General features: G+C 48.3%; 22 protein-coding genes. 12 read left to right on the forward strand and 10 right to left on the reverse strand.

Translation table 11 applies throughout. The annotated features are described in order from the left end of the window. Positions 1-130 precede the first annotated feature (130 nt). The gene (locus ACYVFD_RS22560) at positions 131-1,018 is read left to right on the forward strand and encodes a DUF808 domain-containing protein (RefSeq protein ID WP_461092773.1); all 888 of its coding nucleotides are present in this window, start codon (positions 131-133) and stop codon (positions 1,016-1,018) included. Positions 1,019-1,411: 393 nt separating this feature from the next. Here ACYVFD_RS22560 and ACYVFD_RS22565 read toward each other — a convergent pair whose 3' ends face one another. The 4 genes from ACYVFD_RS22565 to ACYVFD_RS22580 all read right to left on the reverse strand — a co-directional run bounded on the left by ACYVFD_RS22565 (position 1,412) and on the right by ACYVFD_RS22580 (position 5,763). Further along, positions 1,412-2,959, reverse strand: coding sequence for a carboxylesterase/lipase family protein (locus tag ACYVFD_RS22565; RefSeq protein ID WP_461092774.1), 1,548 nt, complete (start codon positions 2,957-2,959; stop codon positions 1,412-1,414). 11 nt (positions 2,960-2,970) lie between these two features. Continuing rightward, positions 2,971-3,855: an alpha/beta hydrolase gene (locus ACYVFD_RS22570; RefSeq protein WP_461092775.1), complete on the reverse strand. Its 885-nt coding sequence runs from the start codon at positions 3,853-3,855 to the stop codon at positions 2,971-2,973. A 12-nt stretch (positions 3,856-3,867) separates the two neighbouring features. After that, positions 3,868-4,737 carry an alpha/beta hydrolase gene (locus ACYVFD_RS22575; protein ID WP_461092776.1) on the reverse strand — a complete coding sequence of 290 codons (870 nt, stop codon included), beginning with the start codon at positions 4,735-4,737 and terminating at the stop codon, positions 3,868-3,870. Between the two features lie 150 nt (positions 4,738-4,887). After that, the gene (locus ACYVFD_RS22580; protein ID WP_461092777.1) at positions 4,888-5,763 is read right to left on the reverse strand and encodes an alpha/beta hydrolase; all 876 of its coding nucleotides are present in this window, start codon (positions 5,761-5,763) and stop codon (positions 4,888-4,890) included. 115 nt (positions 5,764-5,878) lie between these two features. Between ACYVFD_RS22580 and ACYVFD_RS22585 the strand changes: the two genes are divergently transcribed. From ACYVFD_RS22585 to ACYVFD_RS22635, 11 genes are all read left to right on the forward strand, one after another. Continuing rightward, positions 5,879-6,610 carry an NUDIX hydrolase gene (locus tag ACYVFD_RS22585; RefSeq protein WP_461092778.1) on the forward strand — a complete coding sequence of 244 codons (732 nt, stop codon included), beginning with the start codon at positions 5,879-5,881 and terminating at the stop codon, positions 6,608-6,610. Positions 6,611-6,789: 179 nt separating this feature from the next. Then, a complete protein-coding gene (locus tag ACYVFD_RS22590) occupies positions 6,790-7,446 on the forward strand; it encodes a VOC family protein (RefSeq protein ID WP_461092779.1) in 657 nt (218 codons plus the stop codon). Positions 7,447-7,677: 231 nt separating this feature from the next. Beyond that, positions 7,678-8,076 carry a hypothetical protein gene (locus ACYVFD_RS22595; RefSeq protein ID WP_461092780.1) on the forward strand — a complete coding sequence of 133 codons (399 nt, stop codon included), beginning with the start codon at positions 7,678-7,680 and terminating at the stop codon, positions 8,074-8,076. A 156-nt stretch (positions 8,077-8,232) separates the two neighbouring features. Beyond that, on the forward strand, positions 8,233-9,399 hold the full coding sequence (locus ACYVFD_RS22600; RefSeq protein WP_461092781.1) for a helix-turn-helix domain-containing protein: 1,167 nt from the start codon (positions 8,233-8,235) through the stop codon (positions 9,397-9,399). Positions 9,400-9,523: 124 nt separating this feature from the next. After that, the gene (locus tag ACYVFD_RS22605; protein ID WP_461092782.1) at positions 9,524-11,401 is read left to right on the forward strand and encodes a TM1802 family CRISPR-associated protein; all 1,878 of its coding nucleotides are present in this window, start codon (positions 9,524-9,526) and stop codon (positions 11,399-11,401) included. 56 nt (positions 11,402-11,457) lie between these two features. Then, complete coding sequence (gene cas7b, locus ACYVFD_RS22610; RefSeq protein ID WP_461092783.1) at positions 11,458-12,429, forward strand: type I-B CRISPR-associated protein Cas7/Csh2; 972 nt, start codon at positions 11,458-11,460, stop codon at positions 12,427-12,429. Beyond that, positions 12,426-13,139, forward strand: coding sequence for a type I-B CRISPR-associated protein Cas5b (gene cas5b, locus ACYVFD_RS22615; RefSeq protein WP_461092784.1), 714 nt, complete (start codon positions 12,426-12,428; stop codon positions 13,137-13,139). Before cas7b ends, cas5b begins: the two co-directional genes overlap by 4 nt. Before the next feature lie 17 nt (positions 13,140-13,156). Beyond that, the gene (locus ACYVFD_RS22620) at positions 13,157-13,912 is read left to right on the forward strand and encodes a CRISPR-associated endonuclease Cas6 (protein ID WP_461092785.1); all 756 of its coding nucleotides are present in this window, start codon (positions 13,157-13,159) and stop codon (positions 13,910-13,912) included. Positions 13,913-14,273: 361 nt separating this feature from the next. After that, positions 14,274-17,477, forward strand: coding sequence for a SusC/RagA family TonB-linked outer membrane protein (locus ACYVFD_RS22625; RefSeq protein WP_461092786.1), 3,204 nt, complete (start codon positions 14,274-14,276; stop codon positions 17,475-17,477). A 24-nt stretch (positions 17,478-17,501) separates the two neighbouring features. Beyond that, a complete protein-coding gene (locus ACYVFD_RS22630; protein ID WP_461092787.1) occupies positions 17,502-18,965 on the forward strand; it encodes a SusD/RagB family nutrient-binding outer membrane lipoprotein in 1,464 nt (487 codons plus the stop codon). A gap of 30 nt (positions 18,966-18,995) precedes the next feature. Beyond that, complete coding sequence (locus tag ACYVFD_RS22635) at positions 18,996-19,511, forward strand: hypothetical protein (RefSeq protein WP_461092788.1); 516 nt, start codon at positions 18,996-18,998, stop codon at positions 19,509-19,511. 65 nt (positions 19,512-19,576) lie between these two features. Here ACYVFD_RS22635 and ACYVFD_RS22640 read toward each other — a convergent pair whose 3' ends face one another. The 6 genes from ACYVFD_RS22640 to rimO all read right to left on the reverse strand — a co-directional run bounded on the left by ACYVFD_RS22640 (position 19,577) and on the right by rimO (position 26,875). Continuing rightward, entirely contained in the window at positions 19,577-21,241 is a 1,665-nt protein-coding gene (locus ACYVFD_RS22640) for a hypothetical protein (protein ID WP_461092789.1), read from the reverse strand. Positions 21,242-21,246: 5 nt separating this feature from the next. Continuing rightward, positions 21,247-22,023: an ABC transporter ATP-binding protein gene (locus ACYVFD_RS22645; protein WP_461092790.1), complete on the reverse strand. Its 777-nt coding sequence runs from the start codon at positions 22,021-22,023 to the stop codon at positions 21,247-21,249. A 91-nt stretch (positions 22,024-22,114) separates the two neighbouring features. Next, complete coding sequence (locus ACYVFD_RS22650) at positions 22,115-23,128, reverse strand: aspartate-semialdehyde dehydrogenase (protein ID WP_461092791.1); 1,014 nt, start codon at positions 23,126-23,128, stop codon at positions 22,115-22,117. A 124-nt stretch (positions 23,129-23,252) separates the two neighbouring features. After that, on the reverse strand, positions 23,253-23,846 hold the full coding sequence (locus ACYVFD_RS22655; RefSeq protein WP_461092792.1) for a 5-formyltetrahydrofolate cyclo-ligase: 594 nt from the start codon (positions 23,844-23,846) through the stop codon (positions 23,253-23,255). A gap of 9 nt (positions 23,847-23,855) precedes the next feature. Next, a complete protein-coding gene (gene bshC, locus ACYVFD_RS22660) occupies positions 23,856-25,403 on the reverse strand; it encodes a bacillithiol biosynthesis cysteine-adding enzyme BshC (RefSeq protein ID WP_461092793.1) in 1,548 nt (515 codons plus the stop codon). A 164-nt stretch (positions 25,404-25,567) separates the two neighbouring features. After that, the gene (rimO, locus tag ACYVFD_RS22665; RefSeq protein ID WP_461092794.1) at positions 25,568-26,875 is read right to left on the reverse strand and encodes a 30S ribosomal protein S12 methylthiotransferase RimO; all 1,308 of its coding nucleotides are present in this window, start codon (positions 26,873-26,875) and stop codon (positions 25,568-25,570) included. Positions 26,876-26,902 lie beyond the last annotated feature (27 nt).

Consider the following 26,902-nt stretch of genomic DNA (forward strand, 5'->3'; position numbering starts at 1 on the left):
AATCCTTAGCAGATCAAGTTCAGATTATCTGGACAAGAAACCTGAATTGCTGTGGATACGGCATTGGCGATCAGGAACAGACTACGCTCAGTATCACCATTCAAACTGATTTAGTTAACGTAAAAAAACAATGGCATCTGGCATTTTTGCAGTTCTGGACGATATAGCGGCTTTAATGGACGACGTGGCGTTGGCCACAAAAGTAGCGACACGAAAAACGGCTGGCATACTAGGAGACGATCTGGCCGTAAATGCGGAAAAAGCTACAGGATTCCTGGCAGATAGAGAGTTACCTATACTGTGGTCAATAACAAAAGGTTCTCTGCTTAACAAGCTTATCATCGTTCCGATTGCTCTACTTCTGAATGCATTCGTTCCGGTTGCCATTACTATCGTCCTCCTACTGGGCGGTTGCTATCTGGCCTACGAGGGTGCCGAAAAAATAATCGAATCCATCGGTAAATCGAAAAAGAGTGCTCGGCCTGCAACCTCGGAAGACTCTCAGGGACAATTGGCCACTGACCATGAAAAAGCCAAGATAAAAGCCGCTATTACTACTGACTTCATTCTGTCGGTAGAAATTGTCATCATTGCGTTGGGGTCGGTTACCGAGCAACCATCAGTGATTCAGATCGCGACGGTATCGGTAGTGGCCTTACTGGCTACGGTTGGGGTGTATGGACTGGTAGCGCTCCTCGTACGAATGGATGATGCGGGACGCCAGTTGATCAACTGGTCGAATGATAAAGGAATTCTCAGCAAGCTCGGACATGGACTGATCGGGGCACTGCCGATTATCATCAGGCTCTTAAGCATAGTGGGGACCGTTGCCTTGTTGCTGGTAGCCGGTGGCATATTTGTGCACAATCTACACGTCCTGCATACATTTCTTCCTGGCATTCCTTCATTTGTAAAAGAACTTGGTATTGGGCTGATTGTGGGGTTAATGATTGCTGGCCTTATTACCTTGTTTAAGTTGATTGGCCGACCCTCCAAAACGTATACGGTTAACCAGTAAACTAGTGAACCGGAGCGCTGTATTGATCTGCTATATAGTTCTATAGCAGCTATTTATGTGGAGGGCGTTCGTTTTATTTAGTTTGGGAATTATAGGTTTTTTATAGGAGTCATTTGTTGTCATTGGTCATCTGCTTCGCTGTGATTAATAGCCAATCATTTTTTGACATAGAACCTGTTTAAACTTTTTCTTTTGTGGAAAATACTAGCCTGTTTTTGTCATTTCGACGCAGGAGAAATCTCAAGCTTGACTAATAAGCGACTTTGAGATTCCTCCCTCCGGTCGGAATGACAAAAAATCGATCCAGTTATACCGAAAGTTAAAAAGTTTAAACAGGTTCATAATAATCATTAATGACTCCTAATGACAGCAAATGACCAATGATCGAGCTTTTCATCGCTTACTGATGGCCGAGAATAGAAAATCCAGCGCAGCGCTGTCGGTCATTGGCGATGCGGTTGTTTTATCGCCAAAGGCCATAATCTGCTTGTCTTTCGCCGAATAGGTGGGCCACTGTGGAAGCCCTTTTCCGTTTGGATTACCAGTCTTAATAAAATTGGCAAAGTAGGCTGACATATTCCGGGCCAGTTCGGCATCGGTGGGTTCCAGCGGACGAAGCTTATGATCGATGAATTTGAGGTTGTCGTAGGCATAGGCGACCTCACCGGTATGAAAAGCGCCATAACGAGCATACTCACCCGTAGCCGGAATCTTTCGGGTGAATCGGTAAACGAATACGGGTTTGCCTTCTTTGCTGGCAATATTGGCCCAGGTATAGTTCTGCGCACCAAAAATCATATCTCGGGAAATACGCATTTGCGAGGTTGACGCTTCGGCATCGGTTCCGCCTGGGTAATATTTCAGAAACTGCTCTGCTTTGTCGCCATACTGTTGTTCGATCTGTTTACGATAAGCTTCCGCATTTTTCGGCGGGCCAGACGATAAGCCTTCATCTTCGTTCCAGCCCGTTAATAGAGTAATGTTGTTTTCGTTGCCAGCCGCAAAAATGGCCGGTATAGATTCGGGTAATACGTACCCATCGATGATTGGACCGCGCCCCTGGGCTTTTTTAATGATTTCTTCAGCCGGTTTGGCCCGCAATTCGGCCAGCGACGATGCGCCCAGTGCCTGAGCCATTTTCAGGCCAGCCTCTTCGCCCTGCTGGAGCGTTGGATGTGGATTGGCAAAGCTGGCTCCGCTTTCGGCAATGGCTTTTTTGAACAGCCCTTTTGCCAGTGGAGTGGCCACCAGGCAGTTTACGCTCATCGAACCGGCCGACTGCCCGGCAATGGTTACGTTGTCCGGGTCACCGCCAAACTGAGCGATATTTTTCCTGACCCATTGCAAAGCTGCTACCTGATCCATCAGACCATAATTACCTGATGCCTGGTGGCCCGATTCTTTGGTAAGTTCGGGATGGGCAAAGAAGCCAAACGGCCCTACGCGGTAGTTGGCGCTAACAAAAATGATCCCCTTTTTAGCGGTAGCTTCACCGTCGTAAATAGCGCAGCCAGTGCCGCCACTACCAAACCCTCCACCATAAATCCAGACCACTACAGGTCGTTTTTCACTTGTTGTTTTTGCACCTGACCATACATTTAGATACAGACAGTCTTCGCTGATGGGTTCTTTGGGGATCAGAAACTCGGCGCTCCACGGGCCGAACGGATTTGGTGTTCCCTGCATCGGACTGGGTCCAAAAGCATTGCATTTGCGAACGCCCGACCAGGACTTTACTGGCTGCGGTGCTTTCCAGCGCAAGTCGCCAATCGGTGGAGCGGCAAACGGAATGCCTCGGAAAATGTGTACGTCACCATCCTGGCTGAGGGTACCGGAAATCATACCACCCTCCACTTTTACGGTATCAAAATCTTTGTGGCTAGAGGTGAAAGCTGCTAGCCCGAGCAGGACTAGAAATAAAATAGAACGAGTTGTTTTCATTATAGGGTCTATTATGGAATAGCAACTTGATTTGCTTTCAGTATTTTACTGAAAAATAACACCTGATAGGGTAGCGAATTTTCCCAGTATTCCCAGGTATGAGCACCGGGCCGTTCGGTATAGTCGTGTGGCGTTTTGTTTTCCATGAGTTGCTGGTGCAGATCGCGATTGCCTACAATCAGAAAGTCATCAACACCAATGTCGAAAATCAGAGGGAGACCGTTTTTCTTAAGCTGATCGGCCAGCGTCACTATTGTATAGCCCGGATAGGGTGTGTTGCCGTCTTTCGGTGGACCCAGCAGCTTCGCAAAATTTTCCGAGCGGGATTTGGCAAAGTCGGCGGGTACTTTCCAGGTGGCCGTGTTGATGTTCATAACGCCACTCATACTACCAGCTGCCGAGTACAGGTCAGGATGGCGGCTGGAAATGAACATGGCTCCATGGCCACCCATGCTTAAGCCTGCAATTATTCGGCCTTTGCGGTCGCGAATAGTGCGGTAGGTATTGTCGATTTTATCAATCAGCTCTTTGGAGATAAACGTCTCGAACTGACTGGTTTTGACCAGTGGGCTGTCGAAGTAATAACTCGTTGGATCGCCGTCGGGCGTAACGATAATCAGGTTGTACTGGTCGGCCAATCGGTGGAGTAAGGTCTTGTCTGCCAGCTTTGTTAGCCAGTCACGAAAACTACCTGTGCCGCCATGAAGCAGGTAAAGTACCGGGAAAGGCGTCGTATCCCGTTTTTTTGCCTTTACGTATCGTTCTGGCAGTATGACCGCTGCCCGGAGCGTCCGGTTCATGCTGGTACTCGGTACATCCAGCGTATCGACCTTAGCCGCCTGAACTTGTATGGCCAGGAGGCAACTTAGTGCGCTGATAAGAATTCTGATATACATGGATACGTGGGTTTATTGAGCGATTGACCCATTGGCTTTCAGCGTATTGCTGAAAAATAGAACATGGTTGGGCAATGAATTTTGCCAATACTCCCAACTGTGTCCGCCCGGCCGTTCGCTGTAATCGTGAGGAGTTTGATTAAAGACGAACCTACGGTGCAACTCCCGATTGGGCTCGATCAGGAAATCATCGACGCCACAGTCAAAAATCAGTTTCTGGTCATTGGCTTTCAGCTTGTCGGCCAGATTAATGACTGAAAACGTCGCGTAGGTATCCGGTACCTGATCAATAGGACCCAGTATTTTCTCAAATTCCAGTTTGATACCTTTAGCAATGTCGGGTGGCAGTTTCCAGCTTTGCATGTCGGGGTTGAGCGCGCCACTCATGCTACCGGCTGCACAGTAGAGGTCAGGATGGCGGGCAGCCAATAAAAGCGATCCATAGCCGCCCATACTCAAGCCCGTAATGACCCGGCCCTTACGGTCGCGGATAGTGCGGTAGGTATTGTCTAGTTTAGAAATGACTTCTTTGGTCAAGTACGTCTCGAACTGGCTGTCTTTTCTGACCGGGCTATCCAGGTAATAACTGAATACCTCGCCTTCCGGCATGGCAATGATAAGATTGTACTGATCGGCCAATCGCTGAATCAGAGTTTTATCCGGCGTTTTCGTGATCCAGTCATTAAAATGGCCATAGCCCCCGTGAAGAAGATACAACACCGGGTAATTGGCCTTACTTTTCGCATAGGATTCGGGCAATACAACCACCGCCCGCATGGTCTTTTGCATCACGGCACTCGGCACGTCCAACGAATCGACTTTGGCCGCAAATGAAGATACCGTTATTACGAAGCTAAGGCCGAAAAGAAGCGTTTTTATCATTGTATTCAGCATATTGACTACAGTGTAATAATTTTTGTCATTCCGAGGTACGAGGAATCTTCGGATACGTATAGCTCTTTCTCCTTCACCTGAAGATTCCTCGTACCTCGGAATGACAATAAACATTCAAAGACTTTAATAACGCTGTATTTATTGGGCAATTGTGCCGTTGGCTTTTAAGACCTTCTGGAAAAACAACAGATGATAGGGCAGTGAGTTTTGCCAGTACTCCCAGGTATGCCCGCCCGGATGTTCGGTGTAGTCGTGCTCGACTTTGCTGTAGACCAGTCGACGGTGTAGCTCACGGTTTGGCTCGATCAGGAAGTCATCGACTCCACAATCAATGATTATCTTCTGGCCGTTGGCCTTCATTTTGTCGGTCATATAGACGACGGAGTTGGCTGCGTAATTGTCGGGTGTTGAGCCTATTGGCCCCAGAATCCGACTGAATCCTTCCTCAACTCGTTTCTCGAACGTCGGGTCGATACGCCAGGTTTTATAATTCAGATCGACAGCGCCACTCATGCTACCAGCCGCACAGTAAAGCTCAGGATGCCGCGTGGCCAGATACAATGCGCCGTGCCCGCCCATACTCAAGCCCGTAATGACCCGGCCTTTGCTGTCACGGATAGTGCGGTAGGTATTGTCGATCTTACCAATTACCTCTTTCGTCAGGTACGTTTCGAACAGATTGTCTTTCTGCGTCGGGCTATCCAGATAACCGCTGAGTCGGTCGCCTTCGGGCATCACAATGATCAGGTTGTATTGGTCGGCCAGCTTATGAATCAGCATCTTATCGGGCGTTTGCTTGAGCCAGTCGCTAAACTGACCTCCTCCACCATGCAGCAGATAAAGAACCGGATAAGGCATTTTGCTATTCGCATACGACTCGGGAAGCACAACGGCCGCCCGCATGGCCCGATTCATGGCAGCACTCGGCACATCCAGCGTGTCGACTTTAGCGCTGAAACCCAATAGGGGCAAGGTAAGGAAACTGAAGTAAGTAAAAAGACGAATGATACACATGTGACTCAATTTGAACAGGCTGATCCTTGATTCATAAATAATACTACCTTTATGTCAAAAGTACGTAAAGAAGTATTACGTCAGCAGTACACACCGATTTTTGTTGTAAAATTTTATGATTGATTATAACCATCCGGCGTTTCAATATTATCAGAGCGTATCTGAGCAATGCATCCATTATCTGTCGATCGATGGGGTGATCTTTGGGTTTCATCAGAATCAGCTCAAAGTCCTGTTGTTGCGCTGGAAGGGCACAAACGAGTGGAGCTTACCGGGTGGATTTATCCAGAAAACAGAATCGGTTGATCTGGCTGCGCAACGGATCATAAAAGAACGTACTGGTTTACAGACGCTTTATTTGCAACAGTTTCATGTTTTTGGCGAAACCATCCGTTACGACCAGGAAGAGACATGGGGAAAAATAAATTTGCCTATAAAAGACATAAAATGGTCAGAGCGGACTATTTCGATAGGCTATTACGCTTTGGTTGAATATGCCGAAGTAGTTCCGGCTACGGATTTTTTGACTGAGGAATGTCGCTGGTGGAGTTTGGAAGCCATTCCGGCTTTACTTTTTGATCACAACCATATTATTGACGTGGCCTTACAAGCGTTACGTAAAAATATGGGCGATCAACCCATCAGTCATTTACTGCCCTATACGTTTACGATTCCTGAATTGCAGCGGTTGTACGAAACAATTCTGGGCCATCCGTTAGACGCCCGAAATTTTTACAAGAAAATGATGGCACAGAATAATCTGGAGCGTTTATCTGAACGACGAGCCGGAACTCCGCATAAGGCCCCGTATTTATATCGATTTAAAGCGTCGCTCTCAGATGCGTAACGAAGTGCTCATATCCGGCTAAACTCTTTATCGTCACTATTCAGCTACGGCTTTTTCCAATTCATCTGATTTCGGTCTGGCCTGTCTGCTACTTTAGGTCATTTTTGCACCATTGGATACGTATTATTCAATGAAATAAACGGTATCAAAAATTTAAACGTATATAGATAGCGTTAGTAATGAAAATTACTTGGTTAGAACTGGAAACGAATGATTTGGAGACTACCAAACAATTTTATCAGCAGCGGTTGGGGTTGCCACTACTAGCTCAATCGCCGGATAGAGTAGTGTTTCAGGCTGGCTGGACCGAATTAGTATTTCGACAGGCTGAACAACCCATAGCTCCATATCATTTTGCATTCAATGTTCCGCTCTACACACTAGAACAATATCAACTTTGGTTCGATCTGCCTTATATCGACACTTGGTCGCCAGGCTGCCGAATTGCCAATTTCCCGAACTGGAAAGCACGTGCCAGCTATTTTCCTGACCCTACTGGCAACGTGGTTGAGTTCATCGAACGGCGTGATGCAGGCTATGAAGAGTCGGCAGGTGGGTATTTTCAATGTGTGAGTGAAATCGGGCTCGTGACCCATGATGTAGCAGCTACTACGGCTCACCTAAGCCAGAAGTACAACATAGATCAGTTTGCCAAAAGCCAGCCTTTACCAGATTTCAACGCCGTTGGTGACGATTATGGCTTATTGATTTTAGCTAAAACGGACCGGCCCTGGCTGTTTACGACGACGAAGGCTGCCCTTACGCGCTGGCGTATGAGCTTTAATGATGCCCAGGGGAACTCTGCTATTCTTGATACACAGGCAGAGTTTTGGTAATAGGTTGATCTGTTGATAAGTTAAGTGGTTGATAGTTAAGTAGATATTGTCGAAAGTGGCTGATCGGGCAGTTACCTCGTTAACGTATTTACTGGTTACATAGAGTTTTTCTTTTTCCGCTTATGGATGAAAATAACCTTTCGTCTGAATAGTTAATTATTGCCTTTCAGGGTCCTGTCTTTCGACAAAAAACGGTTCTCAAACAGTCAGTCTACAACGCCAAATACTACTATGAACACGTTACTCAAGACCCTTATTCTGACCGCTGTCGTCAGCTTTTCTTCCTTCGCAGAGCCCGGAAAGCAACCCAGTAAAAAAGACCACCCGACCAAACTGGCTCGGTATCAGGTAGGTACTTACATTACCGTTAAACAGAAGCTCCGTATTAATATCGATAAGCAACTGGGGGGCGAAGTATCCATAAAACTTATTGACTCAAAAGGTAATCTGTATTTCGACCAAACGCTTACTCCGGTCGATACAATAGCTCGCCTAAGCCTGAATCTGGATGATCTGAACGAGGGAGACTACCAACTCAAAATATCGAATGGGCTGGAAATGGAAGTCCGCGATATTAAGATCAGCACCCAACAGCCAGTTATACAGCCTCGTAAACTATCGGTTTTATAAAGCCAGGTCGCTGTCAGTTTATAACCACTCAAGTCTGTAGGAGAGTTGGCCACCGCCTTATACCCTGCGCCTTAGGTGGTTATTCCATCATGTCATCACTTCCTCTTCAAACAAATTGATGTCTCTTTACTATCGATTAATTAGTTACGATTCCTGATGAAAGAACCTAATCTTGATCATTGGACAACTGCGTTTGCTGTTATTGCTTTCCTGGGCTTGTTTGTGGCTCCTTTGCTGCTTAGTCAGGCTGGACAGCGTAAGAGCCAGGTGCGGTATATTGTGGGGATAGTTGTCCTGTTTTCGATCATGCTGATTTACTATGTCCTGTTCTGGAGCGAGTATATCCGTCTTGTTCCTATTCTGATTGGAAGCATCGATCTATTCTTTTTTCTGTTTGGTCCCTTATTTTATCTATACCTCAAAGAACTGGGCAATCAGCCAATTACAGGTCAGAAGCGGATGCTTCATTTTCTGCCATTTTTTATTGGATTAGGGGTCGATATAGTCGTATTGATAGCCCGGACCAATTATCCGGAATTTTGGGGCCGACCTGCTCGGATACCGGTATGGGGGGCATATTTTAAAATCTTACCCTGGGCATATCTGATTCAACTGGCTCTATACGCCGTAGCGATATTACGATTGCAGCGCTCATTTGGAACCTTGCAGAAGGTAGGTCGCTGGGCGTTGTGGGTAAGCTTATGTTATCTGGGGTTTGTGCTGGCCAACTGGTCTTATTTTCTTCTGGTCCGATTGCCCTTTTTTAATCGAGCCTGGGATTATGGGATCTCATTTAGTATGTCGGCTTTTATTGCCCTGGTAGCTGTATTGGCTTATGTGCAGCCGCATATTTTTCAGACCAATGAGTTTCCGGGTTTTGAATCGGCACCTAAAGAAGAACCCGACGCTCGCTATCGTCATTCTGGATTGCCGCCCCATTTAGCCCGTCATTTTGCCGATCAGCTTCAGTTGCTGATGCATACCGAAAAGCTGTACCATCATAACGAGTTACGTTTGGATACACTGGCCGATCGATTGTCTATTAGTCGCCACCACTTGTCGCAGGTAATCAACGAACAACTGGGCATGAGTTTTTTTGAGTACGTTAATTCGTTGCGGGTTGAAGAGGCCAAGGCGTTGTTGGCTCAGGTGTCGCGTCGGGAGTTAAATGTCATTGAAGTGGCCTATCAGGTCGGATTTAACAATAAAGTATCGTTCAATAAGGCCTTCAAACGAGCCACCGGCCGGACACCCAGTGAGTTTCGGCAAACGATGCAGGCTCGGCCCCGATGTGATCCGCATGACCAGTTGGAAGATGCCTGAAATAGGGTAATGTTTATCAGAGTTACCGTTTTTGTTCTCATCATCGGCTTGATTTATAGCTGTTTCGGATGTGCTGTAAGCTATCCAGCGTAGCGGACAGACATATAGCCCAATCGTTTGCGGTATGATTAAATCACTGTATATGGCCGGTAAGCTTCTTGCCGGGCTGGACGACTATAAGGACTATTTTCGACCCTGGTCTAATCCATTTCCGACCTGGCAGGGCACAGCACTCGTTATTGTTGCCGACATAAACGAAGGACAATTAGCGCCCGAGCTATCCATTGAAGCGTTCAATCCCGACTGGGTCGATCGGTATCTGTTTCGGGAAGCCAAAGCCAATGCGACAAACCTGGTCCCGACCTTGTATGTACACCCGCAACCGACTGCCGAAAAGCAATCGGAGAGTATCCGTACGATGGTGAAAAAAATCCGGCAGTCGGTTAAGAATTACCAGCACGATTTTATCAGCGATAGTCAGATCGACGACATTGAACAGATGCTGCGGAAGCTTTCGTTTGATAGTACGGTTAAATATCTATTTACCATCCGACTCAATGGGCGCTACTTTGGCGATGACGCAACCTTTCGGGCACTATACCTTGAGGATAAAATGCCGTATGCAACCTACTGGCGGAAGTCGCGGGCTTGCCATAAAGTATGTGCTGTAAGTTACGAACAGGTGCCTGAGGTATGGGGACGGGTGAATACGTTGGGGTTTACGGTCGAGAAGCCAGCCTTTTCCCGGAACGGGTTCGATGGAGAGGATTCGTACAAAATGTTTCCGGTATCGCCCGATGCGGTAAAATGGCTCGAAGGGGCTAAGCGACTGATACTTGGGCACCTTGCACGGCCCTTTTTTGGCATGAAGTACCTGGTCATGCCCCGCTTTTTCGATACCGTTCCCGACGAACAGGCAGCGCAGTTTCTGGTCAATTTCCTTCGTTCAGCCAATGCCGATACAATTATCGATGGGAAAGCTATTTATGCCTTCATTGATCAGACAACGATGATCGATGAGAAAATAGGTGGCCTATCGCCTAATGGTTCGGTCAGTTTCGAGCCGGTGTACTACGACATTTTCTTCTACGAGGAAAATCAGGCTCAGTTTGCTATCAAATTACAGGTAGCCAATATCCTGCCCACCCGTTTCCGGCAAATTATGGCGGTAAAAAATGCGATTGAACAAAGCTATACAGGTCTGATGGAGTCGGTCAGTTTGGTACAGGGACAAGCCGAGCCGTTCAGAATTACGCTGGCTGCGATAAAGGATTATTTCGCCGAAATGGTCAAGGTGAAAGGGAGGGATAAATGGCATTTCCACTCGTTCTTTTTCCATGTTGTTGAAGCTGTTTTTTATAACCAGCCGCTGGATCGGGAGCAACTCCTACGAGCGTTTATAGGTGAGATTCGGGCGACTTTCAAGGCCACTGATGCCAGTGCCTATCTGGTCAATCGTCAGATTCGGCAATCATTCGTATTGCTTCAATTTTTCTATCAACTGAACCTTTTTTCTTTTTCCAACATGAAACCCACTACTCCGCAACCCGTTGGGCTGGTACCTGAGACGTTTGAACGTCAACATCCTGATTTACTGACGCATCCACTTCGGCGGGCCGCTTTTTACCTGGGCTGTGAAGTCGAGTTACTACTGGCCAAGCAAAAGAGTTTTTACCGAAATCAACCGTTTCGCCAGTATCTAAACGGGCTGAATCTGGATGTTGATCAGCTCCGTAAAATACATCTGAAGCTGACCGCTAAAATCGGCGAGTATATGGATACGGGGATGAACGACAAACGACATTTCTACCCAGCTGAACTGGCCCGGCTGGCCGAACTCGACGCCCACATTGGTCCTGCGCTGCTACTGGCTGATAATAGCCTGTCGAAAACCGAGATTTCCTATTCGTTTGCCGTAGGTATGGCGATGCAAAAGGCATTTACGATGGAACAGATCCGTATCAATCGCCTGAAAAAGGCCGTTACCAGCCCCATCGCATAAGTAATTGAGTGAATTAGTGATTAGCCTGGTGCCTAAGTAATTGACTGATTGAACGCATGAATACGATTCGGAACCGCAGTGAAATCCTGTTTTTATACGATGCCAAACGTTGTAACCCAAATGGAGACCCGCTGGATGCGAACCGGCCACGGATCGACGAAGAGTCGGGCTGTTGTCTGGTGACCGATGTGCGCCTGAAACGCACCATCCGCGACTACCTGCTTGAACATGGTTTTGACGGAGAACCAGGCAGCAAAGGTGATATTTTTGTCAGGTCGATGGGGGGTAAAGCCGTAACGGGTACCGAGCGGGCAAAATCGTATAACAATCGGGAAGAGTACCTGCAAAAGTTTATAGATGTCCGGTTGTTTGGCGGGGTATCGGCTCCGAAAGCAAGTCCAAAAGTTGGAAGGCAGGCCAGAGAAGTAGCCTTGGTTGAAGTGGGTATCGACTCGGAAGGGGGAGAGACCGAGGAGCCCGTTGATACGCATAAATTATTTCATTTTACGGGGCCGGTTCAGTTCGGCATGGGACGCTCGCTGAATCGCGTTCAGGAAACGTTTATCAAAGGAACGGGTGCTTTTGCAACCAAAGAAGAGTCGATACAGAAAACGTTTCGCGAGGAATACATCATCACGTATGGACTGATTGCGTTTCATGGAATAATCAATGAGCAGGCGGCCAAATACGTCGGAACTACTGAAGAGGATATAGCCCAACTTACCGAGGCCATCTGGTACGGTACCAAAAGCTTGCTTACCCGCTCCAAAAAAGGGCATATGCCCCGCTTGCTGGTCAAAATCGATTATAAAGATGGTTTTTTTATTGGCGACCTGATTGAACGACTTCGGCTGATTCCCAAAGCGGGTAAGCGGGAAGATGCCTATGGCGATATTGACGATTTTACGGTCGATACCGCACCGTTAGTAGCTGTCCTGACTAAATACGCTGATCGAATTGAACGCATCACCGTGCTACAGGACGACCGTATTCAGCTCTCTCAACCCATCCCCTCCAATGCGCTATGAATCGGCAAATCCTGATTTTTGATATTTGGGGAGATTATGCTCATTTCAAAAAAATTTATGCAACTACCTCCGCCGTTTCCTACGCCATTCCACCAAAAACCTCTTTGTATGGGTATATAGGGGCTTTGCTGGGCTTGTCAAAAATTGATAGCGCGTACCTGAATACGTTTGCCAACAAGCAATGCCTGCTGGGAATTTCGGTTCTTAATCCGATCGTTATGAAACGATTAGGGGCCAACTTACGATCGACCCTCAAACGCGTTGACGGCAATCCGAAGCCTTCGCTCGTTGAGTATGTCTATAAACCGCGCTATCGGCTATTTGTCTGGCATCAGAACGAAGACGTTCGGCAGGCGTTGAAACAGACGCTCAAAACCCATACGTGTGTGTATACACCTTCGCTTGGCCTGGCTGGATTGCTCTCTAATTTCGAGTGGGTGGGTGAGGTGACGACAAAGGCTCATCGATCGGCCGAAGCTGTTTCAATTCATTCGGTCATTCCCCGAAAATACCTGTTGGGTTTTGAGGGAGCTGGCTTACTGGCTGGCCATAATGAACTGATCGAGCAGAGTTTATTTGCCATCGAAATGAATACGGATCGAGAGGTTACTGAGCGCGACGATATCCTGCTGGACCGTAAAGGAAGGCCGATTCGGGCGCGGGTTACGGAATATTATCCGGTTAAAGAGGCCAATATTATTCTTTTCTGACGCAGCCGGTTCTACCTATGCCAACCCAGACAGTCATTCCGCAAACGACGATCACCTTCCCGGAGATTACGCTCAATACGCGTGATGCCCATAAGCTACGTGGGTATTTTGGTGAGCTGTTTCGGGAGTATTCACCCCTACTGCATAACCATCTGAAAGGTGATGATGAGCTTTCAACCGGCTCGGTTCGCTTTCGATATGCCTACCCATTAGTACAGTATAAGGTATTGCGACATATTCCGACCTTAGTAGGACTGGGCGAAGGTGCTGAATTGCTCTCCCAGCTTTTTCTTCAGGTTTCGGAGTTAACGATTGATGGAAAACAGTATCCGGTGCATACCAAACACATTCGCTGCGAACAGGTACCTATCGGAATGGCTGATGAGTTGATGCACTATCAATTTGTGACACTCTGGATGGCACTTAATCAGGATAATTATCGCGACTACCGGCGTTACTCGGAAGCCGAACAATCGGCACAACTGAAACGGGTTTTTACCAGCCAGATCCTGGCCACATTTCGGACATTTGAGTTATGGCTGGCTCCCCACGAACGATTGCTGGTACACTTGTCGCTGGAGGAGCGGGCTACCCAATTTAAGAACCAGCGAATGGTTGCCTTTTCCGGTAGTTTTCTGGCAAATAGTATCCTGCCCGATGGACTGGGCTTGGGTAAAGGTGTTTCGCGCGGCTTCGGTAGCGTGGAGCGATATACGACGAACAATACACGGAGTCCGATTTCGACCAGCGCATTACAGAATCCACATCCATAGTGAATAAAAGAAGGATTGAAGCATATCCATTTAATCTCTTAAAAAGAGTGACTTTTTAGAGGCTATTCCCAGAAAAAGCAGGGTTGAAGATGGACGTCCTAAAGAGGGTTATTTCCGAAGCAGTAAGTACTGATTTCGGGAATAACCCTCCTGGTTTTTCGAGCCAACAGTAAATCGAAAAACAAAAGCGATAACCTTTATCGGGATTACCCTTGGCCCGCTACTTACGCGCGTCCTTTGAACGAATTGTAGGGCTGGTATCCGAAGTGTTGGCTCTCCGGCCGACTCATTGGTCGGCAGACTACGCTCCGAATCGCCACCAATTTTAGAGTTTTCTATGTAATCAATCTTTACTCAAAACATGAAGTTCACGTTCATCACAAGCTGGCTGCTGGTTCTGTTCATTTGTTGTAAGGTATCAGCGCAGGATGTAAACGTTAGCGGCCGTGTTACGTCATCTGACGATGGCCAAACGCTGCCCGGCGTAAGCATTCAGGTAAAAGGAACCACTCGAGGCACCACGACGGATGTCAATGGTCGGTATCAGATCAGTGCCCCGGCCGATGGGCGCCTGATTTTTAGCTTCATCGGCTACGCCAGTCAGGAAGTGGCTATTGGCAATCAGTCAACCATTAATATCGCTTTAGTCACTGGCGCGCAAAGCCTGGACGAAATTGTGGTGACGGCTCAGGGAATTGAGCGGGATAAACGCTCGCTGGGGTACGCAACGCAGGAAGTTAGTGGTAATATTCTGGCGCAGCGTTCAGAGCCCAATCTACTCAACGCCTTACAGGGGAAACTGGCAGGGGTCAACATTACGGCGGCTAGTGGCGCACCCGGCGCATCGACCAACATCAACATTCGGGGTATTACTTCATTTACGGGAAGCAACCAGCCACTGATCGTAGTCGATGGAATTATCTTTAGCAACGACGTTAACCTAACCCAGAACACGCTGTTTGGGACGCAGCCCGCCAACCGGCTGAATGATATTAACCCCGAAAGTATTGAATCGGTCAACGTGCTGAAAGGACCGGCAGCTGCGGTATTGTATGGATCAAGAGCATCGGCAGGGGCTATCGTCATTACAACGAAGTCGGGCCGAAACCAGAATAACAAGACCGAAGTAACCGTCAATTCGTCGTTCAACGTTCAGAATGTATATGGCTTGCCCCGCTTCCAGAACGATTACGGCCAGGGAGCCAATAACCTGTTTGTGTCGAACTCGACCAACTCCTGGGGGCTACCTTTTGCAGGTGGTCCTACTTCGGTGACCAATACGCAGGGTAATACAGTGCCCTATCTGGCTTATCCTAATAATGTAAAGGACTTTTACCGGCAGGGAAGTATTCTGCAAAACTCGGTCAATATTGCCTCCGGTGATGCCAATCGTAATTACATTATCGCCATTGGAAATACGTTACAGAATGGCATCATTCAGAACTCGAAATTCAACCGTACGAATGTTCAATTAGGGGGAGAGTCGCGTCTGCAAAATGGGTTACGGATTAGCGGAACAGGTACTTATGTACAAACTGTGTCGACGGGGATTCCGGGTGGGAATGGTGCCAGTGCGTTCGGTCAGATAACCCGGATACCACGAAGTTATGATCTGGCAAACGAGCCGTATCAGGATGCCAATGGCCGAAGTATTTACTACTCCACCACAAACAACAACCCGCAGTGGAGTGTCAATAATGAGAAGCTGGATAGTCAGGTGGACCGTTTCTTCGGCAATTTCCAGATTAGTTATGATATAACGAAGTGGCTGAACGTAGCCTACCGGGTCACGGGCGACACCTATACCGACCGACGTAAACTGACACTTCCGATTGGCGCCGGGCGCTCCCCAACGGGCGAAATCCAGCAGGATAATTTCTTCCGTAATGAACTCAACGGCGATCTGTTGATTACGGCCCGGAAGGATAACCTTTTCCTGGAAGGATTAAATGCTAACCTGCTGTTAGGCAATAATGTCAATCAGCGCAAAACGCAGGAAGTCCTGATCGATGCCTCGTCGCTGACGATTCCGGGTTTTTATAATGTGGGTAACGGCACCGTGTTTACGGCAGGCACTGGAACGGGTGAGTTTAGTACGGCTCGTCGGTTGGTAGGGTACTACGGCCAGCTATCGCTGAATTATAACAATTACCTCTTCCTCGAACTGTCGGGCCGGGCTGATAAATCGTCGACCTTACCCCAGGCAAATAACACGTATTTCTATCCATCGGTAGCGGTCAGCTTTGTGCCAACGGATGCGTTTAAGCTCAACTCCGACATTTTATCATATGCTAAAGTGCGGGCCAGTATCGCTCGCGTAGGTCGGGATGCTGACCCGTACCTGCTTACATCGGTGTACAACGGAGCGACTTATGGGAACAACGTAGCCAACATTACCTTTCCGCTGCAAGTAAGTAATGGCAGCATTCCGGGTTTTGTGCTCAGTACCCGAATCGGGAATAATAACCTGACACCGGAGTTTGTTACCTCTAAGGAAGTAGGTATCAACCTGGGTTTCTTTAAGAACCGATTCAGCATTGATGCCTCTTATTTTGATACCCGAAGCACCAACCAAATATTTAACGTAGCCATTGCCAATACATCAGGCTTTGATACGCGAACCACCAACGTGGGTGAGTTGCGGAATCAGGGCGTCGAGGTTGTTCTGAATGCCACACCTATACGGGCCAGCGGGTTCAAATGGGATGTTAGCCTGAACTACACCCTGATTCGGAACAAAGTTATTTCCATTGCGCCGGGAGTTAAATCGTCAGCAGTGGGTAGCTCGGCAACGAACCTGGTTGGGTCGGGAGCGAATGCATTTACCGGGATTATTCCTTCAATCTATGAAGGCTATCCGTACGGCGTTGTAGTTGGTACCGCGAATGCCCGTGTACAGAATACCGATCCGAATGCCCTGTATTATGATCCTACGGGGCAGTATGTCGGCCAGTATGTGATCAATGGCACATCGGGACAATTTGCACCGGGTATTGCGAGCTCGGTCATTTCCAATCCACAGCCGAACTACATTGCCGGTCTGACCAATACATTCTCGTATAAAGGGATTTCCCTATCAGTGCTGATCGATACGCGTCAGGGTGGTCAGCTTTACTCGTTCTCAACGGTCGATCTTCGGGGCAATGGCTCACTATACGTTACAGGTCAGGACCGCGATCAGCCACGAATTCTGCCGGGCGTAATTCAGAATGCCGACGGAACCTTCCGCCCAAATAATATTCAGTTGAGTCCGCAGGCTTACTGGGGCGGAACCGGCTTTACCGGACTTGGTGGCCTGGCTTCCGAAGCGGCCGTATTTGATGCCACCGTTTATCGTCTCCGCGAAGTGGCTCTGAATTACACGTTGCCGAAAAGCTTGTTGGGTAAAACGCCGTTCGGGTCGATCTCAGTCGGTGTCAGCGGTCGAAACCTGTATTTCTACGCGCCCAACTACCCGGCCGATCCGGAAATTAACACACAGGGGGCTGGTAATATTCAGGGACTGGACTTAAATGGACCTCCCAACACCCGCAATTTCGGCGGCAACATCCGACTCACGTTCTAATTCCAGTATTCAACAAAGAAACTCATGAGCTTACTACGATATAATCGCTACTTATTGCTGCCCCTGTTTGTGGGTATGGGTGCCTGTAGCAACTTCCTCGACATAAATGTTACGCCGAACAACCCAACAGCCGTCACACCAGCCGTGTTGTTGCCAGGGGCTCAGGCTGGTACCGCTTTCGCTGAAGCTAACGAGGTCAACCGATTTGCCGAAACGCTGGTTCAGCATCTGGCCGGAGCAGGAAATAACCCCGCCAATTACGATGTATTCCAGACCAATGGGGCCGATATGGAAAACCAGTGGCGCTTTGAAATTTATAATGGCGGTCTCGTTAATTTTCAAAAGCTGATCGAACTCGGTGATGCCACCAACTCAAAAGCTTATACCGGTATTGCCAAAATCATGAAGGCCTACACCTTCTCGATTGCGACGAACGTATGGGGCGATGTGCCGTATTCGCAGGCGTTGCAGGGCGAAGCCTTCACGGCACCGCGTATCGATAAGCAGGAAGATATCTACAAAGGCAATTCATCGCAGGGTATACAGAGCCTGTTCGATTTAGTGCGTGAAGGTATCAAAGACCTAGATGCCCCTTCGACGTTAAAACCGGGTGCTGAAGATTTGATTTATGGGGGCGATCTGGCTAAATGGAAGCGAGCTGGAAATAACTTACTGCTCAAGTTTGCGACCGTTATCAGCCGTAAAGAACCGGCCCTGGCAACCAGCGTAATCAACGAAGTATTGACGGGTAACAACTACATCACGTCTAACGCAAACGATATGAACTTTACGTTTGGGTCTACAGTGGGTAGCCAGGACCCCCGCTACTCCTATACATATGTAAGCACCTTTAAGGATGACATCATTTTGAGCACGCGGTATCTGAACATGCTCAAAAGTATGAATGACCCTCGTTTGCCCATCTTCTTCACCAAACCCGGTGCGGATTATGTAACGATCGATAACGGTTTTCGAGGTACATTACCGGCTCCTGTAACCAACTGGTCGCGCTACAATAAATTCATTACGGGCAATTCGGGCGAAGGTCCTGTTCGGATGACCACCAACTTCGAGCGGGCATTTATTTTGGCCGAAGCGGCTCTGCGGCTGGGTACTCCCGGTGATCCACAGGCGCTTTACACCGAAGGTATCACCGCGTCGATGACCCTGGCTGGGCTAACTGCCGACCAGATCACTGCCTATCTGGCTGCTAATCCAACAGTGGCTACGCTTTCGGGAACGGCTGAGCAGAAAATTGCTCAGATCATCACCCAGAAGTACATCGCCTGGACCGGAAATGGGCTGGAAGCCTGGAATGATTATCGCCGTACGGGCTACCCTGTGCTGCAACCCTCGCAGAACGCAGCCGGTATCGATGGCACCCGACCCGTACGGGCCGTATATATCAACACTGAAATTCAACGTAACCCCAATTTCCCTAACCCCGCTCCGCAATCGAACGTACGGGTATGGTGGGATGTAGATTAGTGGTTAACTGAACTTGATAGTCAAATTTTCATGAAAAAGATACTAATAAATCTGTTGTTGCTGGCCGTAGTGGCTGGTAGCAGCTTCTCCTGTAAAGATGATCTGGTCTACAGCGATCTGGTTCGGGACAATCGTCCGGCCATTCCGGTAACCTTCCCCGGAACGACCACCTATGGATTCAACCCGTTTATTGTCAGTTCGCTGGCTGCAGGCGGCCCTATTCAGTTTACCTTGTCGATCCCAGCCAGCAGCGGTCGTACCATCAAGGAAATCACTAAGGTACTGGGTGGCGCTACAGGTATCACGGTGGGTAACCTCAACTCGGCTACAGCCGCCACATTGATGAATGCAGCTCCAATTGCAGGTACTGGCACCACGGCCGTGTTCACCACTACAATTGCTGCTTTCAAGGCGAAGTATCCTACTGTAGCAACCGCGCCGGTCGCTTTGCCCAATTACACCGAAATACAGTTTCTGTTTCTGGTGACGCTGGATGATGGGACGCAGATTGTACCCGAACCTGTGCGTGTTCGGGTGGTGAATTGACAATAAATGCCTAACAACTACCGTGAAGAAAGCCTGCTTGCTACTGTGAGCAGGCTTTTGTCGTTTTAGCTCACCTCTATCGATTCCCAGCCTGTCTTTTTATAGTATTGAAATAAATACCAGCAAAGACTAATTGAAAACGGAATCGCTATCCAAACGCCATATGGTATTCGCGTCAGGCCGTAATGGGAAAAACCGACGAGGGCTAACACAATACTGGTTAGTAGCCCACGTGCCGTATTATTCTGCTTCAGCGCATCCTGTTCGACCGAAAAGGGCATCGAACGTGTTGAGAGAAGTGCCGCACTCAATAACATGACCAGCGAATTACTGAAGGCCAGAAGTACATCACTGATTTTATCGATACCATACCGAAACAGGACGTAAGCCGCCAACAGGGTGTAAAAAGGAAGTAAGAGCTTGATAATGATCGCTTTTAAAGCGCCTGACAGAATGCTGCCCGGTTCCTCAATAGGGGCACTCCCATAAATCCACGACGCCCGATAGTTGTCCGAAACACGCAGTTGATATTGCGCTACCATCACGTAAATGCTCCCAAAGTAAAGAGCAAACAAATAGAAAAAGCTTCCAGAGCTAAAAGCTCCATACTGAAACGACATGGCAATCACATAAGCAAGGCCAAACCCTAATTGTGGATAGGTCTTTAACTTGAATTTTCGATCCCGACCCGTTATTCGCCAGGTAAAAGCAAAGGCGGCTCGTTCCAGCGAATTGCTCGTAAACCAGTCGGCTACTAGTTCCATCCAACTTTGCCGATTTGCTGATGTAGCGGTGATCGTGGATGGAGCTGTTCGCCCCTCCTGATCGATACTGCTGATCTTCTGGGTAAAATCAGTGGTGAGAAACCGATTCATAAACCACAGGCCGGCAAAGGGTGTTACTAGAGCCAGCGCCAGAAAAATCAGGTGAATTTGATCGAATACTGGCTGAATAAAACTATCAACAGCTCCAGCCATCCACATCGGTGGTACCAGATAATGCCAGCTCTGATGGGCTAATGGCTCCTGTAGCATTCGCTCTGAACCGATCAGCCGGGGCAAAAGCTGGTAACTGCCATAGAACAGAATCGCCATCACGATCTGGAAGTAGTTGATCACTTCCCGAAGCTTTTCCTCGCTAGTGAATTTCATCAGAACCAGATAGAAAATGTTCGTTAGAAACACCATCAGCACCGCCGATAGCAAGCTCAACACTAAAAACAACAAACCCGATGCAGCCCCAAACCGACTCGCCATAACGAAAATGCTAACCAGCGTCAACGATAACGTAATGGCAAACAGGTAGCTGGTAATGTGCACGACACGAGCCAGCCACAGCGTTCGACTGCTGACGGGCCGGGGCAGTATGATCTGATTGTCGGACGAGTCGAGAATGACTGATGAAAAGTCGGAGATAAGCGTCATGGCGCATAGGGCCATGATGTAGCTGAACTGTAAGGTTAGCGGCAGGAACAGATTTTCTTTAGGCGCAATCCCCAGCATAGCAAAGCTGATCAGGCCGCCAATAACAGCGTAAATCGCCAGAATCCGAATAAAATTGTTGTTGCTCTCCGCCGATTGCTTGCCATAGCGCCCCAGGCTGACAAAGCTCCGTCGGCTGTCCATCGTGAGTTTGACCTGCACAATGGCGCGTAACTGACCATAATCGGCACCTAGCGTCTGAAAAAGCGGTTTCAGCCGATCAAGAACCCAGAGGATAATGGTGATCATGCCGCTTAATTTTTCAGGGTATGGATAAATTCTTCAGCTACGCCCGTTTGCCCTTCGCTACCCGTTAGTTGCGCGAATAACTGTTCCAGCGATTCAGGGCGCTGGTGCTGAAGTTCGGCAAATGTCCCATCAGCTATTACCTGACCCTGGTTGATGATAATGATTCGATCCGAAATCTTCTCGACCACATCCATCAGGTGTGAACTGTAGAAAATCGTTTTGCCGTCATTGGCCAATTGACGGATAATCTCCTTGACCAGTACCACGGCATTCGCATCTAAACCTGATAGCGGTTCATCCAGAAAAATGACATCTGGATTGTGCAAAAGCCCTGAGATAAGTAGCACTTTCTGACGCATCCCCTTCGAGAAAGTGGTCATGCGCGCGTTGGTATGATCGCTCAGTTGGAATAACCGTAACAGGTCGAGGGCTTTACGTTCGATATGGGCTGGATCAAGTTCATAAAGTTGCCCGATGAATTGTAAGTACTCCATGGGCGTCAGGGTGTCGTACAGTGCAGCATTTTCGGGGACGTAACCAACCCGCCGTTTGATGGCAAGCGCATTGGTTTTTACATCCAGGCCAAGTATGGTGGCTTCACCCGTATAGTCGGGGAGCATGCCCATCAGAATTTTGATCGTCGTTGACTTCCCGGCTCCATTGGGGCCGATGTAGCCAACGACCTGACCAGCTGATACCGTGAGATCGATTCCTTTAAGAACGAGGGTTGAACCGTACGACTTTTGCAGGTTCTGAAGTTGAATAACTGGAGTTGGATTCACGAAAAAAAGATTCAGTGTATCCGAAAGTAAAGAAAATCCCGCCCAGCTACAAGCCGAACGGGATTTATGGTCATTAATCACTAAAGAACGGTTACGCCACAGCAGATTCGGCTTCTACCAGATTGTGTTTTACTAGGTATTCAGCAATTTGTACGGCGTTTGTAGCGGCTCCTTTGCGAAGGTTGTCGGCTACGATCCACATGTTCAGTGTTTTAGGCTGGCTTTCATCCCGACGGATACGGCCCACAAACACTTCATCTTTGCCATGTGCCGTCAGCGGCATTGGATATACTTTATTCTGTGGATCGTCCTGAACGATTACGCCTTCGGTATTGCTCAGAATATCAACCACATCGCTTAGATCAAATTCATTGTCAAATTCAATATTAACGGCTTCCGAGTGACCACCAATGGTTGGAATACGAACCGTAGTAGCGGTTACCTTGATGGAATCGTCACCCATAATTTTCTTGGTCTCGTTCACCATCTTCATTTCCTCTTTGGTATACCCATTGTCGAGGAATACATCGATGTGGGGCAGCACGTTCAAATCAATTGGGTGCGGGTATACTTTCGGCGAATCATGATCGCCTTTACGTTCGGCAAAAAGCTGATCGACAGCGGCTTTCCCTGTGCCCGTTACCGACTGATAGGTCGAAACCACCACCCGCTTAATTTTATAGCGATCGTGCAAGGGCTTCAGGGCTACCACCATTTGGATGGTCGAACAGTTGGGGTTAGCAATGATTTTGTCGTCCGAAGTCAGTACATCAGCGTTTACTTCGGGTACGATCAGTTTTTTGGTTGGGTCCATCCGCCAAGCCGACGAATTATCGACAACTACGATACCGGCTTCGGCAAATTTGGGGGCCAGGGCCAACGACGTTCCGCCACCCGCCGAGAAAATCGCAATGGCAGGTTTGGCAGCGATGGCGTCTTCGAAACTAACCACCGTGTAGGGTTTACCCTTGAACTCAACCTGTTTACCAACCGAACGCTCGGAGGCCACGGGAATGAGTTCAGACACGGGGAAGTTGCGTTCTTCCAGCACTTTCAGGATTTCGCTACCGACCAAGCCAGTAGCTCCAACGACTGCGATTTTCATTGTAGTAGCGCGGGCAGAAACCCGCAGTTGAATTGTTTAATTAACGTACTAAAGGCGGGTTTTCACCCGCATTACAATTTTGGAGTGCAAAATTACGCCAAAACTTTGACGCACAGGAGAATTATTACGAAAAAAAACAGATGCTCGATGGCGTGATACAAGTGTTTAGTGGAATATCTGTCGGTTCAATGTCCTCTATGTGGGCAACTGGCTCAAATAAGGATAGACCAATCTTTTGGCAATCGGGTCGGCAGTTGGCCAGAAAACGATCATAGAATCCTTTTCCATAACCTATCCGGTTGCCATCCCGATCAAAGGCAAGTAGGGGCACCAGCACCAGGTCGAATCGGTCGCTTTGAATGGCTGATTGGCCGGAAACAATGGGCTCAGGAATGCCCCAACGATTTTCGAGCAACGGCGTAGTTGGTGTTAACGGATAATGCCGAAGCTGATGGGTAGCTATATCCGTTACGGAAACGGCTACCTGAATGGTTGGGTATGACGCCCAAAGTGGACGGATAATCAGCCAGGTGTCGACCTCCTTCTGGTGCTGGATGGGTAGAAAACAATGAATCAACAACGGCTTATTAACCCCATCCGATTGAGTCAGAAAGTCGAAAAACAGCCGGGCAATCGATTGACTTCGTTGGCTGACTTCTACTTCAGTCAACTGCTTACGTTCAGTCAGAGTTTGGCGACGTAGCTCGGCTTTTGTCATTCGGCAGGGTTATTCCATGCAAAGCTGCATTCGGTAATCGAAAGGATCGAAGACAGAGAGCATTTTCTGCAAAAACGATTTGTCGTTCAAATAAAATGTCAGGAAATTTTCACTCCGTTCCTGTAATCCACCATTGGGGAAAAGCTCGCCCTTAACGGCCAGTAGTTGCCGAACGCCCGTTTCCTGATTCCGTTCTTCAGCGCGTCGCATTTTCTTCTCCAATCGGGCAATGGCATTGGCAAACCGCTTTGTTTCGGCTAGCACCGCTTTTTCAAGCGTAGGGTCAACCATTTGCGCTTTGTGAAGAATGGCGTCCAGCGCCTTATTGACCACCTTGTTTTCGTTGTCGAACTTGAGCGTATGGCGGGCGTGATGCTCGATGTACTCGTGCTTGAGTTTGAGCGTATCCTGAAACAGTTCTTCGGGTGTAAGTCCCAGTTTACAGATGCGTTTGTTGGCCACCGATGGAACATATAGGGCAAAATTCCGGGGCATCAGAATCGGAAAAGGCGTTTGGAAATGCTCGAATACGCCTTTCAACTGCAACCAGTACGGCACTTCTGATGGACCACCGATATACGCCAGATTGGGTAGAATGGTTTCCTGATAAAGTGGCCGCAAAACGACATTAGGACTGAACTGTTCCGGGTGTTCGTCGAGCCGGTTTAATAGTTCTGTTTCCGAAAATACGAGTTTAGTATGCACTACCCGATAGCTCCCATCGTCTTTCCGCTCGATGCGTTCGCGAAGTTGGTCGTCCAGGTAAAACAGATTGATGTCACGAGGGGCGATAACCGTTTTGTAACCCAGTTCTTCCAGTTTCTCTGTCCGTTGCTGTACTAGCTCACCAGAGTGCTGATGCAGCAGTTCATCCCGCATGACGGGCGCGAAAACACGTTTGAGTTCGGCATCATCGGCATCCAGACAAATCAAGCCTTCGGCTCCGAACAGTTCATTGATATAACAGCGGGCGGCATTGGCCAGCGTATCCTGCTTTAAATACGCTTCTTCGAACAGAGACAGTTTTTCGGGTATCTGCTTGAAAAGTGTGGCTAGCTCTTTGGGGTTCATTCGGCCGACGGCTCCGCGCTGGTCGGTTTGCCAGGTATAGCTCCGACCGAACATCGAAAAGTGGTTGATCTCGGCGAAGTCATGATCTTCGGTTGCCATCCAGTATACCGGCACGAAGTTATACTCGGGATACGTCTCCTTAAGCTTCCGGGCCAGATTGATGGTCGTGATCAGCTTGTAAATGATGTACAGCGGACCCGTAAAAATATTAAGCTGGTGACCCGTAGTAACCGTATAGGTATTAGGCTGAAGCAGTATCGAAAAGTCGGGCTTATTACTGAGCGAGCTGTATTGCCGCTCTAATGCATCCACCAGTATACGCCGTTTTGATTCATCGAGCGATTTTTCTTTAAGCTGATCGCCAAAAGCCGTAATCTCAGGGAAACGATTGTAAAAAGGGGCTAGAGAAGCAGATTTAGTAATGTAGTCAAGGAATAGTGACGAAAACTGGCCGGTAGAGCTAAGCGGCAGGTACTGACAGTCCATTCGGAACGAAGTTGGGATTTATCGGCTCAACAACAGAAGGCCCCGCAAGGTTCGACTAGATGCTTTTGTCATTTCGACGGAGGAGAAATCTCAGGCTTGACTAATGAGCGACTTTGAGATTCCTCCTCCGTCGGAATGACAAAAAAGGGGCATATCATGCTAGTTTACACAACAGTGCCGTATAAATCAAAATCTTCAGCCCGGTCGATTCGGACGTTGGCAAAGTCGCCGATACGAACATACTGGCTAGCCGGAATCAGTACTTCGTTATCGACTTCCGGAGAGTCGGCTTCGGTACGACCAATGAAGTAGCCTCCTTCTTTTCGGTCGAATAATACCTTGTACGTTTTCCCGACTTTTTGCTGATTTAGTTCCTGCGAAATACCCTGCTGAAGTTCCATGAGTTCGTCGGCGCGTTCCTGTTTTATGTCAGTGGGTACATCGTCGGGCATGGAATACGAATGCGTATTTTCTTCGTGTGAATAAGTAAACACGCCCATCCGGTCGAAGCGCATCCGTTCGACAAAATCGTAGGTCTCGGCAAACATGGCGTCGGTTTCGCCCGGATGGCCAACAATCAGTGTAGTACGTAGGGTTATATGAGGAACCTTGGCCCGGATGGATTCGATTAGGGCTTCGGTTTTTTCGCGGGTTATGCCCCGACGCATCAATTTCAGCAACTCGGTTGAGCCGGTTTGAAGCGGCATATCCAGGTAGTTGCACACATTCGGCCGGTCGCGCATTACATCGAGTACTTCCAGCGGAAAACCGGATGGATAGGCGTACTGTAGCCGAATCCAGTCGATACCTTCTACGTCGGCCAGTCGATTGATCAGGTCAGCCAGATTGCGCTTTTTGTAAAGATCAAGCCCATAATAGGTTAAATCCTGAGCAATCAGAATCAGTTCTTTGGTACCCCGGCGAGCCAGTGAATTAGCTTCGGTCACCAGCTCATCCATCGGGCGGGAAATGTGGCCTCCGCGCATAAGCGGGATGGCGCAAAACGAGCAGGGCCGGTCGCAACCTTCGGCAATTTTCAGATAAGCAAAATGGGCAGGCGTGGTCAGCAGTCGTTCGCCAACAAGTTCATGTTTATAATCAGCGCGGAGGGTTTTCAGCAACCGAGGCATCTCGTTCGTACCAAACCAGGCATCGACATCGGGAATCTCTACTTCGAGTTCGTCTTTGTAGCGGTGCGAAAGACAACCCGTTACATACACTTTGTCGACCATACCCGCGTCTTTAGCATCGACATAGCGCAGAATGGTATTGATCGATTCCTCTTTCGCATTGTCGATAAAGCCGCACGTATTGATAACCACAATATTAGCGTCGTCTTTCTTCGATTCATGCGTTACGTCCATGCCGTTGCCCTTCAGTTGAGTAAACAGCACTTCCGAATCCACCAGATTCTTCGAGCAGCCCAGCGTGACGATGTTGATTTTATTAGTACGTGATCCTTTGGTTTTCATTTGTAATGCGGACATCTTGTCCGCTGT

The sequence above is a fragment of the Spirosoma gilvum genome (assembly GCF_054776815.1).